Source organism: Bacillus sp. A01H (assembly GCF_045277205.1).
Lineage (GTDB): Bacteria > Bacillota > Bacilli > Bacillales > Bacillaceae_G > Bacillus_A > Bacillus_A paranthracis.
On sequence record NZ_CP117702.1, the window covers coordinates 542,470 to 555,429 of the forward strand.

General features: G+C 35.0%; 17 protein-coding genes and 1 pseudogene. All 18 read left to right on the forward strand.

Annotation, left to right across the window (positions count from 1 at the left end):
• Nucleotides 1–476: 476 nt before the first annotated feature.
• The gene (locus PSR14_RS02975; RefSeq protein ID WP_046941606.1) at nt 477–656 is read left to right on the forward strand and encodes a hypothetical protein; all 180 of its coding nucleotides are present in this window, start codon (nt 477–479) and stop codon (nt 654–656) included.
• On the forward strand, nt 647–850 hold the full coding sequence (locus tag PSR14_RS02980; RefSeq protein WP_073541467.1) for a hypothetical protein: 204 nt from the start codon (nt 647–649) through the stop codon (nt 848–850). The genes PSR14_RS02975 and PSR14_RS02980 overlap by 10 nt, the downstream gene beginning before the upstream one ends.
• A 3-nt stretch (nt 851–853) precedes the next feature.
• Nucleotides 854–1,165, forward strand: a complete 312-nt coding sequence (locus PSR14_RS02985) for an HNH endonuclease (RefSeq protein ID WP_046941608.1) — start codon at nt 854–856, stop codon at nt 1,163–1,165.
• A 3-nt stretch (nt 1,166–1,168) separates the two neighbouring features.
• Nucleotides 1,169–1,468 (forward strand): hypothetical protein, encoded by a 300-nt coding sequence (locus PSR14_RS02990; RefSeq protein ID WP_073541468.1) that lies wholly within the window; start codon nt 1,169–1,171, stop codon nt 1,466–1,468.
• A gap of 106 nt (nt 1,469–1,574) precedes the next feature.
• On the forward strand, nt 1,575–1,886 hold the full coding sequence (locus tag PSR14_RS02995; RefSeq protein ID WP_001228920.1) for a hypothetical protein: 312 nt from the start codon (nt 1,575–1,577) through the stop codon (nt 1,884–1,886).
• A complete protein-coding gene (locus PSR14_RS03000; RefSeq protein WP_000283040.1) occupies nt 1,879–3,522 on the forward strand; it encodes a terminase TerL endonuclease subunit in 1,644 nt (547 codons plus the stop codon). The genes PSR14_RS02995 and PSR14_RS03000 overlap by 8 nt, the downstream gene beginning before the upstream one ends.
• Before the next feature lie 16 nt (nt 3,523–3,538).
• A complete protein-coding gene (locus PSR14_RS03005) occupies nt 3,539–4,726 on the forward strand; it encodes a phage portal protein (protein ID WP_074604285.1) in 1,188 nt (395 codons plus the stop codon).
• On the forward strand, nt 4,698–5,426 hold the full coding sequence (locus PSR14_RS03010) for a head maturation protease, ClpP-related (protein ID WP_098487663.1): 729 nt from the start codon (nt 4,698–4,700) through the stop codon (nt 5,424–5,426). Before PSR14_RS03005 ends, PSR14_RS03010 begins: the two co-directional genes overlap by 29 nt.
• Before the next feature lie 38 nt (nt 5,427–5,464).
• Nucleotides 5,465–6,598, forward strand: coding sequence for a phage major capsid protein (locus PSR14_RS03015; RefSeq protein WP_073541469.1), 1,134 nt, complete (start codon nt 5,465–5,467; stop codon nt 6,596–6,598).
• 28 nt (nt 6,599–6,626) lie between these two features.
• Nucleotides 6,627–6,758 carry a hypothetical protein gene (locus PSR14_RS03020; RefSeq protein WP_257147397.1) on the forward strand — a complete coding sequence of 44 codons (132 nt, stop codon included), beginning with the start codon at nt 6,627–6,629 and terminating at the stop codon, nt 6,756–6,758.
• 1 nt (nt 6,759) lies between these two features.
• Complete coding sequence (locus PSR14_RS03025) at nt 6,760–7,065, forward strand: head-tail connector protein (protein ID WP_000438401.1); 306 nt, start codon at nt 6,760–6,762, stop codon at nt 7,063–7,065.
• Nucleotides 7,049–7,396, forward strand: a complete 348-nt coding sequence (locus tag PSR14_RS03030; RefSeq protein WP_098487664.1) for a head-tail adaptor protein — start codon at nt 7,049–7,051, stop codon at nt 7,394–7,396. The genes PSR14_RS03025 and PSR14_RS03030 overlap by 17 nt, the downstream gene beginning before the upstream one ends.
• Nucleotides 7,386–7,772, forward strand: a complete 387-nt coding sequence (locus PSR14_RS03035; protein ID WP_000950465.1) for a hypothetical protein — start codon at nt 7,386–7,388, stop codon at nt 7,770–7,772. The genes PSR14_RS03030 and PSR14_RS03035 overlap by 11 nt, the downstream gene beginning before the upstream one ends.
• Complete coding sequence (locus tag PSR14_RS03040) at nt 7,762–8,184, forward strand: hypothetical protein (protein WP_000729815.1); 423 nt, start codon at nt 7,762–7,764, stop codon at nt 8,182–8,184. The genes PSR14_RS03035 and PSR14_RS03040 overlap by 11 nt, the downstream gene beginning before the upstream one ends.
• A 5-nt stretch (nt 8,185–8,189) precedes the next feature.
• Nucleotides 8,190–8,765: a hypothetical protein gene (locus PSR14_RS03045; RefSeq protein ID WP_001140846.1), complete on the forward strand. Its 576-nt coding sequence runs from the start codon at nt 8,190–8,192 to the stop codon at nt 8,763–8,765.
• 43 nt (nt 8,766–8,808) lie between these two features.
• Nucleotides 8,809–9,261, forward strand: coding sequence for a hypothetical protein (locus PSR14_RS03050; RefSeq protein ID WP_098487665.1), 453 nt, complete (start codon nt 8,809–8,811; stop codon nt 9,259–9,261).
• Between the two features lie 182 nt (nt 9,262–9,443).
• Complete coding sequence (locus tag PSR14_RS03055; RefSeq protein ID WP_406644144.1) at nt 9,444–12,092, forward strand: hypothetical protein; 2,649 nt, start codon at nt 9,444–9,446, stop codon at nt 12,090–12,092.
• 604 nt (nt 12,093–12,696) lie between these two features.
• Nucleotides 12,697–12,960, forward strand: a pseudogene (locus PSR14_RS03060) (phage tail tape measure protein); the annotation flags it as partial.

The following is a 12,960-nucleotide window of genomic DNA, read 5'->3' on the forward strand; positions in this document are numbered from 1 at the left end:
TAATTCATTCTCAAGGATTAAAGAGCATATTTATTCAAAACTATACGAAAAGAGGCTGAAAAACGATGCGTAAAATGCAGAAATAAAAAACGCGAACTATTCGTGAACTATTCGCGAACTATTTACGGACACGTTTTGTTTTTTAACATGATATATTTGTATTGTGAGAAGTGGCGGAAAACATTTCTCACAAAATTCCTGATAATGAAAATGGATCGTCATGACCGGTGGCGATGGTTGCAGATTGGATGAATAGTTGTTTCTTGATTTCATATTCAACTGCAATTTATGTTATTCAAGCGAAGAAGGGCTTTTGCTCTTCTTCCAGTTACTTAATAAGGTTGGCGCAGATGAATGTAACAACATTAGGTGATTGGAAAAAGAATAAAACTTCACGTACCACGATTGAAATATAAATGAATAATTTAGAGAAAAGCATCCATTCGGGTGCTTTTTATTTTGGAGGAGGATGAAGGATGGAAGGTAAAATAATGACATTTAAACCTTTAAAGCGATATAAGATTGATCCGAATAAAATCCAATCATTAGATGATGTAATTTCTATTTTGAAAAATGTAACGATATACGTAAATGGTGAAGAAGCATTAGAAGGTCTTGGACATTTAATTGAAAAGGATAATGAGCAATGCAATTAACTAAACTTGAAAATGCGATTGCTATCGGTACAATCCTTAATGCTATTGGTGAAGATAATCTTAAAGATTACGTGGAATTAGAATCATTACGACCAGTAGTTAAAGAATTAAATAGGTTAAACAAAAGAACGAAGCCGAAAGAAAAGAAAGAAGCAATAACAAGTTTAATAGGCAAGTTAATGAGTGAGGTGTGAGATATGGAAACACATGAGCTTATTCAGTTAATAAGAGATAACAAGCTTATGAAGTTCTATAAGTCTAGGGAATGGCGTGAACTAAGGCTCAAGGCATTAAAGAGAGATAACTTTGAATGTTGTATGTGTAGAGATAAAGGGAAGTATCGTAAGGCTGATTGTGTTCATCACGTCAAGGAAGTGAAAGAATATCCAGAGCTTGCTTTAACATTTGATAACCTTATGTCTCTATGCAATACATGTCATAACGAAGTACATGACCGTTTAAGGGTACAGGACAAACTACCAGCGTTTGTTAATGAAGAGAGATGGTAAAACATGATTATAAATGATAACGGTCGTGAGTACGACACTGAGTACCTTGAAAGAGTTGCGATGCTAGAGTCAGAAGATAGAACAAGCGTAGAGCGAGACATCTTTAATGCTGGTGCTCGTTTTATTTATTATAGATACACACAAATCAGAGACATTATTAATCGTAATAAATGTAATAATTTAACGATTGAGAAAGTAAAACAACTTTTAGATATAGATAGAGTTCAAATGTTCTTGCCAATTTCAGAAGAAGAAATAAATTATACTATTTCTTTTGTTGAAAGATATATACGAATTAAATAAGTACCCCCCTTAAAATAAAATCGACTTTCTTTCGGGGGAGCTTTCAACGGGAGGGGGAGAGCGGAAAAAACATTTTTTTATTTTTTAAAGTAAAGGGGGGGTATGGTTGCGGAAACTATCTAAAAAGATGCAAATTAAAGAAGATTTATTACAACAATTGGAAGTCGCAGAAATGGATAACGCAGTATACATTGATCTAGTTGATAAGTACATGGCTATGTGGGATGCATCAAGAGCTTTAGAAAGAGAATGGAAAAAAGAAAGAATGGTTTCATGGGATAATGGTGGCGGTCAGAAAGGTACTAAACCAAACCCTGCTGGAAAAGAATATCGTGAAACAATTAAAAGTATGACAGAACTTCTGAAGAAGATGGGACTAGAAAGCTTAAATAAGGATGAAGGCGAAGAAGATGTATAACTATCACCCTTACATTGATGATTACATGAGGATGGTTGAAGACGGGGAAATTCAAGCTTGTAAAGAACAAAAACAACTGATGGAATTTTTACGTTGGAAGTTAGATCAGCCGGGAGTCATCATTGATGCAGAAGCAATTGAAAACTCCGTGAGTGTCCCGGAAAAATATTTTCCTTTCGAATTATTTGCGTGGCAAAGATTTTGTAATGCATTTATTTATGGTGTTAAATATGAAAATGGTAAGTTGATGTTCAATCGATTTTTTATGTTGCTAGGTCGCGGTGCTGGAAAGAACGGTTATATTGCCTATAATTGTTTTCATATGATGACAGGGCATCATGGCATAAGGAGTTATGACATAGATATTGTTGCGACATCAGAAAAACAAGCGAAAACATCATTTGAAGATGTATACAATGTTTTGGATGATCCTAAGTTTTCAAAGAAAATGAAAAAGGTATTTTATAAATCTAAGATGTTAATTCAACATCGTAAAACAAAATCAAAGTTAGAATATAATACTTCAAACGCTCGAACAAAAGATGGTAAGCGTAGTGGAGTTGTTATCTTTGATGAAATCCATGAATATGAAAACTACGATAGTGTGAAGGTTTTCACATCGGGATTAGGTAAGAAAAAAGATCCACGTACGTTTTACATTACAACAGATGGACGTGTGCGTGGTGGTGTATTAGACGACTTAAAAGAAGAAGCTCAAATGGTTCTTAATAAAGAGCTTCCTCAATCAACTTTATTCCCTTTTATTTGTAAATTGGACCATGAATCGGAAGTAGACAATGAGGAAATGTGGGAGAAAGCAAATCCATCATATCCTTATAATGAAAACCTTCAAGATGAGATGAAACAAGAATATCACGATATGCAACATAATAGTTCTTTCCGTATAGAGTTCATGACTAAACGTATGAATCTACCAATGGAAGATGTATTGAAAGAGGTCGCAACATATGAAGAGCGTTTAGCGACTGAGCAAGCATTACCGGAAAATATACAAGGTATGGAATGTATTGGGGCAGTAGACTTTGCACAAATTAGAGATTTCTGTTCAGTAGGACTACTATTTAAAGCAAATGGGAAACGTTATTGGCTTCAACATACTTTCATGCATCATACAGCTCCAAAATTACAAGACATTAATCAAGACATAATTAAAATAGCTATTGAAAAAGGTCTGTTAACAGTTGTATATGATAAATCAATAAGTGCGGAACATGTATTAAATTGGTTTGTTATGATGAACAAGACATATCGTATTAAGAAAGTTAGCATGGACTTGTATCGTTCTACAATTTTAAAAGAAGCATTAACTACAGCAGGATTTGAAGTTGAAATTGTACGTCGTGGACCAGCTACACATAGCATGTTAGCCCCGCTTGTAGAGGAGATGTTTATTAAGCAAACAATTGTTTTTGGCGATGATCCTCTTATGCGTTGGTATGTTGGTAATGTATACAAAGAAGAAAAAATGAATGGAAATATTGAATATAAAAAGATTGATAAAGAAAAGCGGAAAACAGATGGGTTTTTCGCCTTTTTGCATGCCTTAAATTTTGATTCGGAATTAAGTGAACATAAACAACTCACTCCGGGAACGTTCAAAGTAAGAACTTATTAGAAAGGTAGGTGAAGGAATGGGATTAATAGATTGGATAGGCGGTTGGTTTGGAAAGAGAAACAGGGAAGTACTAAAAAGTTATTTGTATGAGTCTTCTCTTGATTTTTATTTTAAAAAATTAGCTGTAAATACTTGTGTAGATCTAATTGCGAACACGCTTGTACGTTGTGAGTTCCAAACTTTTGAAAAAGGAAAAGAAGTCCGAAATGAAAACCATTATTTATTTAATGTACAGCCAAATCAAAATCAAAACGCATCTCAATTTATGCATAGCTTAGTTTCACATTTGATTTATGATAACGAGTGTTTAGTAATAATGCATAACGATCAACTTTATGTAGCCGATAGCTTCAATAAAGAAGAATTTGCATTAAGAGAAAATTGGTATACAAACGTTACAATAAATGATTTCACTTTTACCCAGAAGGTATTTAAAGAGAGTGAAGTTTTTTACTTTCAATTAAATGATGAAAATATCATGAATGTAATAGATGGTTTATATGGAAGCTGGGGAAAGTTAATTACTTCTGCAACGAACATTTATAAGCGCTCTAATGCTATGCGAGTTGTAGTGAAAGGCGATTTTTTAAGACCACAAACTGATGAGATGCAAGAACAAATTGATGCAATGTTTAATGACCAGTTTAAAACATTTTTCGAAGCAGATAATGCAGGTGCCGTTTTCCAATTACAAGATGGATACGAATTAGATAATTTCAGCAATACTTCAAAGGGAAATAAATTAGATAGTCGAGATATTAAATCATTGGTAGATGACATTATTGACTTTGTTTCTATGGCTTTTCATGTACCAAAAGGAATGTTAAAAGGTGATGTGGTTGATGTATCTAAACAAACGGATAATTTCCTTATGTTTTGTATCAATCCACTTATAGAATTAATTACAGATGAAATAAATCGGAAGTTTTATACAAAAGAAGAGTACTTAGGGCGAACATATTTGAAAGTTGATACAAGTCGAATTAAACATGTGGACATTACAGAGCTTGCAAATGCTTGTGATGTATTTTTCCGAATTGGTGTAAATTCAATCAATGATATTTTACGAATGTTAGGGCGTGAACCTATAGATGAGGAATGGGCAGAAATGCGTTATGTTACTAAGAACTATGAATCAGTTGAAAGCGCAGGAGCGATGAAAGGAGGTGTAAAAGGTGACAACAATCCAAATTCCAAAAATTAATAAACGTTTTGAAGTATTTAATAAAGTAGAAAATGATGAAACCGACCTGTTTTTATATGGTTCTATTGGTTCAGGTTGGTTTGCTGATATTACGGCTGATGACGTGAAATATAAATTGGACAACATTTCTACCGGTACGATTAATATTCATATTAATTCACCAGGTGGTGATGTATTCGAATCTATTGCAATCCATAATCTTCTTAAAAATCATAAAGCGAAGGTTAATGTTTATATTGATGGTTTAGCGGCATCAGGTGGTTCTGTTATCGCAATGGCAGCAGATAAAATTATTATGCCGAAAAATACGATGATGATGATTCACAAGGCATGGACATATGCAGCAGGTAATTCAGAGGATTTAAGAAAAGTAGCTAATCAATTAGAAAAAATTGATACGGCAGTAACAGAAAGTTATACAACTCGTTTTGTAGGAGAGAAAAGTGAACTTGAAACACTGCTAGCAGAAGAGACTTGGTTAACCGCTGAAGAATGTAAAACGTTTGGTTTCTGTGATGAAATTTCAGATGAAATAGAAATCCCAGAAGATGATGAAGGTGATGAGTTAGAACCAAAGGCAAAGATATTAAACAAATATAAGTCATCCGTCAAAAAAAAAGAAGAACCAAAAGAAACTACTCATAATAGCAAAAATGCATTATTTACATTACTAACAGCTTTAAACACTCCGAAACGGTAGTGTTTTTTATTTTGTATAAAAATAGGAGGAATTTAAAAATGAAAAATTTAGATCGTGAAACTCAAAAACAAAATGAAATGAGAGAGAAGTTATTAAATGCAATGAATAGTGGTGATGAGGAACAAGCAGCGACCGCTATGATTGATTTTGCAAACTCTATTCAAGAAAACATTATCAATGAAGCGCGACAAGCTGTAAACGAAGATTTAACAGATCAACAAGTAATGGTAAGTAGAGGGCTACAAGTTTTAACGAAAGATGAACAAACATATTACAACACTGTTATTGCTAATAAAGGTTTTGCAGGTGTAGAAACGTTAGTTCCGGCAACTGTATTCGAACGTGTATTTGAATATTTACGTACAAACCACGCGCTATTGAACTACATTGAATTTGTAAATACTACTGGCGTTACAGACTGGATTGTCAAAAAGGGAAATGTACAGTCTGCTTGGTGGGGAAAACTTTGTGAAGAAATTAAAGAATTATTGGATGATGGATTTGAAGTTATTACAACGAATTTATATAAATTAAGTGCATATGTTCCAGTTTGTAACGCAATGTTAGACTTGGGCCCGATTTGGCTTGATCGCTATGTTCGCGAAATTTTAACTGAATCAATGGCTATTGCATTAGAAGAAGCAATTGTAAATGGTACTGGTAAAGATCAACCGATTGGAATGATGAAAGATCTTAATGGAGCAGTTACTGCGGGTGTTTATCCAGATAAAAAGGCAATTGCACTTACTAGCTTATCACCAAAATCATTAGGTAAAGAAGTAATGGCGCCACTTACAAAAGATGGTCGTCGTGCAGTAAGTAATGCACTAATGATTGTGAATCCACTTGATTATTGGGAAAAAATCTTTCCAGCAACAACGTTCTTAACACAAAATGGCGCATATGTATCTGGTGTATTACCAATTCCAGCAACAGTTCTTCAATCTTTAGCTGTTCCAAAAGGAAAAATGGTTGCAGGAATTGCGCGAGATTACTTTATGGGTGTTGGTTCAACTCAAAAAATTGAAACATCTACAGAATATAAATTCTTAGAAGATGAAACGGTTTATTTGTCTAAACAATATGCGAATGGTCGTCCGAAAGATAATGAATCATTCTTAGTATTTGATATTAGCGCTTTAAATGCTGGTAGTGAAACACCTACACCCTAAGCAACCCTCCACATTAAGAGTGGAGGAAATGGATTTTAACAATATGTTAAAACCGGAATTAGTTGCATATGCAAATCAACATAACATAGATATTTCTTCGGCGACTTTGAAAGATGATATTCGAAAAATTATAGAAGAAGCAGTAACAAGTGGTGGTTAAAATGGAACAAACGTTAAACGAAACATTACTTGAAGATGTGAAAAGTCGTTTAAGAATTACTTGGAATGATGAAGATAAACAATTAATAAAAACAATTGAACGAGGAAAGGCGTATTTACAAAAACTTTGTGGTACGTCTTTTTCTTTTGAAGAAGAAGATCAAGTTAAGCAATTACTTATTGAACGATGTAGATATGAGTATAACAACGGTCTTGAGGATTTTGAAAAAAATTTCCGCGGAGAATTGCAGCGTTTAATTCTAGAATCTGCCTTGAAAGAGAGGGCAAAAGGTGAAGTCATACAATGAAACGTTTAATGATGGTTTTTTGAGATATGGACGCACAGAAACAAAGCGTAGTGAAAATGCAAAACGGATCAAAGGTGTTTTTGCTGAAGAAGGAAAATTAGCTTTTAGAGAATTGTCGGCACGGGACAGTGACTATCAATCTTGCGGATTATTAAATGCAAAGTTAGATAAAAAGGTAAAGACTTTATTCCCTCCTTCATTTCGTTCTGTTAATAAAAACAAATTAAAAGTAGTTATAAATCAATTGGAATACGATGTCATAAAAGTTGATTCAGATAAACAGTATTTATATTTCTATTTACAGGAAGTAGGTGGACATATTGCTGAGTAACGAACAATCAAAAAAGCGACTCCAGAAAATGAATAGCTTGTTAATAAAAAAATTAAATGAAGCATTCAATGTAGAGATTTACCAGGATCAAGTAAGTGAAGATGAAGAAGAAAATTATCATTACTTCATATTTGAAACAGGTGGCTTTGAAAAAACAGAAAACAAATTAACACTTAGGCAACACGTTTTAATTCGTTATTACTCTGAAAATCGAGATGACTTAGACGAAAGAATGCTAGATATTATTGCAACACTTGAAGCTACAGGACATTCTTTTCAGCGTTCTGATAAAACATCTATTCAAAAAGGAGAAACTGACGAATACGTTGATGAAATTGAAATTTATGTAACGAGAAGTGTTAAATATGGCTGCTAATTCATGGAGTGTTGAGTTTGGTGATATTGAAGCCTTAGAAAGAAAAATGAAACAAATACCAAGGAAATCAGAGCAAACACTTAATAGAGTTTTGCATACTGACGGTGTGAATCTTGCAGTCGAGTTCATTCAGCCTAAAATTCCAGTTTCTACGTGGAAAGGGCGAGTGAGAAATAAAAAACACGCCAAAGATCAAAAAGCTTTAACGAATAGCAAATTAAACTTAGGTTTTATGATTCGCCCAACACCTAGATTCAATTATTTAAAGTATCCCGATTTAGGGATAGGAAATTCAAAGAAAAACACACCGCGAAAAATATTAGAGCGTGGTTTGCAAACAGCTACGCCGAAGATATCAGAACGCTTAAATACAGAATTAGATAAGGTTATCAATCAAACATTAGGAGGTTAATCATAATGGCAAAAACAGTTATTGAAGAATTTGATTCTATGTCATTTACAAACGTAGGTATTCAATTTATTGAAGGTGGTGTTCAGCAAACCGGAACAAAGTTCGGTTGCGTCGGAACAATTGAAGGTGAAACGGAAATGCTTGAGATGGTAAAAAAATGCGAAGGGTTAGAGGTTAAAAAGGTTTCTAAGCCTACTAAAATGACTTTGACTCTTTCTGGTCATTTACGTGTAGACGTACTTAGAAAGATTTTTGGAATTAAGACAGAGGGCTTAAAAGCTGGTGTATGGTCTTACGGGACAAAATCAAAAGGAAAATCATTTGTTTTAACAGCGGATGTAATTGATGAATTTGCAGATTTAAAGAAAATGGTTGCCTTTTCTAACTGTGCATCTACGACGGGATTCAAATTCAAGGTAGAAAACGGTGCGGATGAATTAGCAGAAACGGAATTAGAATTTACAGCACTTAAAGATAGTAACGGTGAATTTTATTATGAAGCATTATTTGATGAAGTGGACGATGTGCAGGTAAAAGAGAAATGGCATACACAATTCACGCCAAGTCTTGTAAAACTGTAAAAATAACAGTAACAACTCAATCAAAAAAGGGGACAAGTAACCTATGAAAGTCGAAATCGTAAAATTAAAAGAAGTAGAAGTTGTAAATGTAGATGGGTACTTTAAGGCAATTGAAAAAAATCATCAAACAGTTCCTTGCTTTATTACGAATGCTGCAATGCAACGAGGACAAAGTTTAGGTTTAATCGAACAATCACTTATGCAAAGTTTATTTAAAATGAATAATTTAGCAAACGTGAATCCAAACGAAATCGATAGCGATGCATTACAGGGTTTCAATGAAATTGAGATGCAAAAAATTATTTATTTAGGATGCCTTGGGGCGAATAAACAATTTCCATATAACTTTGAAGAATTCATTGAAATATTCCATTATTCTTTTGAAGAAACAATGGAGCTGTATTCTAAGTTAATTTCAAATATAACAAATGGAAAGAAAAATAATTTTGCTAAAGGTTTAGCGGGTAGTGCAAAGTCTGGCGGAAAAAAGAAATAAAGCCACCGAAAATAAACATTGAATGCGTAGAGGACAAATATGTTCTCTACGTTTTAATTTATGGGATTGATCCAGAAGTTTTTTGGCATTTTCCCGTCGCATCGGTGGAGCGAATAGCAGAAGGGAAGCTTGCCTTTGATAGTTGGAAAGCTAATCCACGCTAAGAAAAGGCAGGTGAAAATATGGCGAATGGACCAGAGTCAAGAATAACGTTTAAGGTTTTTAATCAAGAATTTAATAAAGCAATGGGCGAAATGAAGAATGAAAGTTCTAAGTTACGCCAAGAGTTCACATTGCAACAAGAACAACTTAAATTAAGTGGGACAGAAACCGAAAAATTAAATGCTAAGTTAGGATACTTACAACAGCAACAGCAATTAGCTGCACAAAAGGTTGCAGCTACAGAACAGCAATTAAGTAAAGCTAAAGAAATGTATGGTGAAAATTCTACTGAAGTTGAAAAATTATCTCGTCAGCTAGGAAACGCTCAAATTGCTGAACAAAAATTTTCGAATCAGATCAAAGAAACCGAATCAGCTTTACAAAGATTAGAGCAACAAAACAGTAGTACAGCACAAGCCATAAATAAACTAGGAACAGAAGAAACAGAGCTTGTAAATAAATCAGCGAAATTACGTGCAGAGTATGATTTGCAACGCGCATCATTAGGCAATAACGCTACAGAATCAGAAAAGTTAGGTGCAAAGCTTCAGTACCTAAGTCAAGCGCAACAAAACGCCGCACAACAAACGAAAAACTGTGAACAACAGTTAGCGGCAGCTAAATCACAGTATGGTGAAAATTCCGCTGAAGTTAATAAACTAGAAACGAAGTTATTACAGTTAAATACAGCAGAGCAACAACTGAAAAACCAAATTGAAACCACAAATCGAAGTCTGAAAGAACAAGAAGATGAAGCAAAAAGAGTAGCAAGTTCAACCAAGCAATTAGAAACTCTTTTTGAAGCAACTGGAACTAGTGTAGATCATTTTGCGAATGCATTAGGTGGTCATTTAACGTCAGCGATTAAGCAAGGAACAGCCTCATCTTCTCAATTAGATGAGGCTATTAAACGTATTGGACGGGAAGCATTAGGAGCAGAAACGGATATAGAGAAATTACAAAGGGCTCTCCGGTCTGTAGATGATGGTAATTCAATACGGCAAGTGCAAAATGAATTAAGAAACCTGCAGCAAGAAGCCGAAAGAACAGAGAAGAAGTTTGAAGGGCTAAAAGTAGGACTTGAAAATGTTATCGGCGGTATGGCAGCAGGTGGCGGAATTGCAGCCGCTATTGAAAAATCGATGGATATGTCAAAGCTACAAACCAAAATTGACATAAGTTTCAATGTCTCGGAATCTTCTAAAAAATCTGTAGAGGAAGCTGTAAGAGGCATTTCAGCATACGGATTAGATGCTGAGGAAGCTCTTGAAGGTGTAAGGAGACAATGGGCATTAAATAAAGGTGTTAGTGATGAAGCAAATGCTTCTTTTGTAAAAAGCGCAGCTGTTATTTCTCAATCATATGCAGGTATTGATTTCACGGAATTAATCCAAGAAGTAAATGAAGTAGGTAGCGAATTAGGTCTTACACAGGAAGGAGCGCTTGGATTAACAAACGCCTTACTGAATATGGGGTTTCCACCAGAACAATTAGATATTATTGCTGAATACGGAGGGCAGCTTACAAGAGCGGGGTACAATGCTGAAGAAGTACAAGCGATTATGGCAGCTGGGGTCGAAACTGGAACTTGGAATATCGATAATCTCTTGGACGGATTGAAAGAAGGCCGTATTAAAGCGGCTGAATTCGGTCAAGGTGTCGATAAAGCTATGACAGAAGCTCTTGAAGGCACAAAAATTTCGGCAGAACAAGTTGAAGTATGGGGAAAAGCTGTAGCTAACGGTGGTAAAGCAGGTTCAGTGGCAATGACTGAAATCGCACAGGCTTTGTCAGAGGTAGATGATGAAACAAAACGAAATGAACTAGGTGTTAAGTTTTTCGGAACAATGTATGAAGATCAAGGGCAAAACATTATTAATACTTTGCTAGGCGCGAAAGATAAAACTATTGATTTCGGAAAGCAACAGGACCAATTGAATGATTCCATTAAGAAAATGGATGCGAACCCAGCAGTTAAGTTCCAAAAGGCAATGCAAGACTTGCAAACGGCTCTTAAACCTGTTCTTGGAGTTATAGCTGATGTTGTTGCCAAAATCGCAGATTGGATTTCTAACAATCCCAAATTAGCGGCTACCTTAGCAGCTGTAGCAGTAGCTATTGGTGTGATTTCAGGAGCATTTATGGCGTTAGCACCAATAGTTGTCGTTATATCGGGGATAGGGGCTGCAATGATGGGATGGATAGCTCTATTTGCTGTCATTGTAGCCGCGGTAGTCGCTTTAGGTATTACGATATATAAAAATTGGGATTCTATAAAAAAATGGACGATCGATATTTTTAATTCTATAGGTGAATATCTATCGCAAATGTGGAGCGGAATAGTTGAAACGGCATCGATTTGGTTGTCTATTCTTGTAGAATCAGTGTCTGGCTGGTGGTCATCTTTAGTAGAATCAACGAAAACATGGTTCTCTTCCTTGGTTGAAACGGCATCGATTTATTGGTCATCTTTAGTAGAGACAGCTTCCTCATGGTTATCTTCTTTAGTTGAAACAGCAGTAGGGTGGCTCTCTTCCTTGGTTAAGTTCACAGTGGGAATTAGCGAAACCTTACACACTAGCAGGATGGAAATTGATAAAACAGTATGTAATTCAACCAGTTCAAGAATTGTGGAGTTGGACGAAACAAAAGCTTTCGGATTTAGCTAACTGGATATTAGGAAATTGGGAATCTATAAAATCTTATACACTTGCAGCGTGGCAGTTAGTTTATAAATATATAATCAATCCAGTTATTTCAGCCTATAATTCAGCGAAGGAAAAATTTGATAGTTTGGCTAATGCAGCAAGAACAAAATTTGATTCTGTGAAAAATGCGGCTCTTGAAAAGTTTGAAGCAGCAAAGAACTATATTGTTGATCCAATTAGGGAAGCTGTCAATATGGTGGGCGGTTTTATTGATAAAATCAAAGGATTCTTTAGTAATTTAAAACTTAGAATTCCTAGTCCTGCAATGCCGAAATTACCACACTTTAGCTTGCAAACTAGCACAATGACATTTATGGGAAAAGCTTTTACTATTCCAGCGGGTATTAACGTAGACTGGTATGCAAAAGGTGGCATCTTCACTAAGCCCACAATTTTCGGGATGAACGGTGGAAATTTACAAGGTGCTGGCGAAGCCGGACCGGAAGCGGTGTTACCTTTGAATAAAAAAACACTCGGATCAATTGGTGAAGGAATTGCGGCTACAATGCAGAATTTACCATCAAATAATCAATTGTTTGAGGTTGTAGAAACCATGAAGCAAAGTGTAGCTAATACAATCCAAAATGTAGCGTCTCAATTATCCAAAATTAACGCTGATGATGGATCAAACATATTAGGAGAAGCACTTTTACAAAGTGTACCTAATATGGCTGTAACAACTTCTGGTGGTGGTAATCAGCAACCAATAGAAGTTAATTTTTATAATACTGTACGAAATGATAGAGATATTGACCGAATGTTTGAAAAAGCTGATGATTGGTTTACACAAAAAGGACGTAACTTAAATATTGGAATAGGGAGGAATTGA

What these genes read in the sequence shown, in the direction of transcription:
- PSR14_RS02975 (WP_046941606.1), top strand. Translation starts at nt 477, where the DNA reads ATGGAAGGTAAAATAATGACATTTAAACCTTTAAAGCGATATAAGATT.
- PSR14_RS02980 (WP_073541467.1), top strand. Translation starts at nt 647, where the DNA reads ATGCAATTAACTAAACTTGAAAATGCGATTGCTATCGGTACAATCCTT.
- PSR14_RS02985 (WP_046941608.1), top strand. Translation starts at nt 854, where the DNA reads ATGGAAACACATGAGCTTATTCAGTTAATAAGAGATAACAAGCTTATG.
- PSR14_RS02990 (WP_073541468.1), top strand. Translation starts at nt 1,169, where the DNA reads ATGATTATAAATGATAACGGTCGTGAGTACGACACTGAGTACCTTGAA.
- PSR14_RS03000 (WP_000283040.1), top strand. Translation starts at nt 1,879, where the DNA reads ATGTATAACTATCACCCTTACATTGATGATTACATGAGGATGGTTGAA.
- PSR14_RS03005 (WP_074604285.1), top strand. Translation starts at nt 3,539, where the DNA reads ATGGGATTAATAGATTGGATAGGCGGTTGGTTTGGAAAGAGAAACAGG.
- PSR14_RS03015 (WP_073541469.1), top strand. Translation starts at nt 5,465, where the DNA reads ATGAAAAATTTAGATCGTGAAACTCAAAAACAAAATGAAATGAGAGAG.
- PSR14_RS03020 (WP_257147397.1), top strand. Translation starts at nt 6,627, where the DNA reads ATGGATTTTAACAATATGTTAAAACCGGAATTAGTTGCATATGCAAAT.
- PSR14_RS03025 (WP_000438401.1), top strand. Translation starts at nt 6,760, where the DNA reads ATGGAACAAACGTTAAACGAAACATTACTTGAAGATGTGAAAAGTCGT.
- PSR14_RS03040 (WP_000729815.1), top strand. Translation starts at nt 7,762, where the DNA reads ATGGCTGCTAATTCATGGAGTGTTGAGTTTGGTGATATTGAAGCCTTA.
- PSR14_RS03045 (WP_001140846.1), top strand. Translation starts at nt 8,190, where the DNA reads ATGGCAAAAACAGTTATTGAAGAATTTGATTCTATGTCATTTACAAAC.
- PSR14_RS03050 (WP_098487665.1), top strand. Translation starts at nt 8,809, where the DNA reads ATGAAAGTCGAAATCGTAAAATTAAAAGAAGTAGAAGTTGTAAATGTA.
- PSR14_RS03055 (WP_406644144.1), top strand. Translation starts at nt 9,444, where the DNA reads ATGGCGAATGGACCAGAGTCAAGAATAACGTTTAAGGTTTTTAATCAA.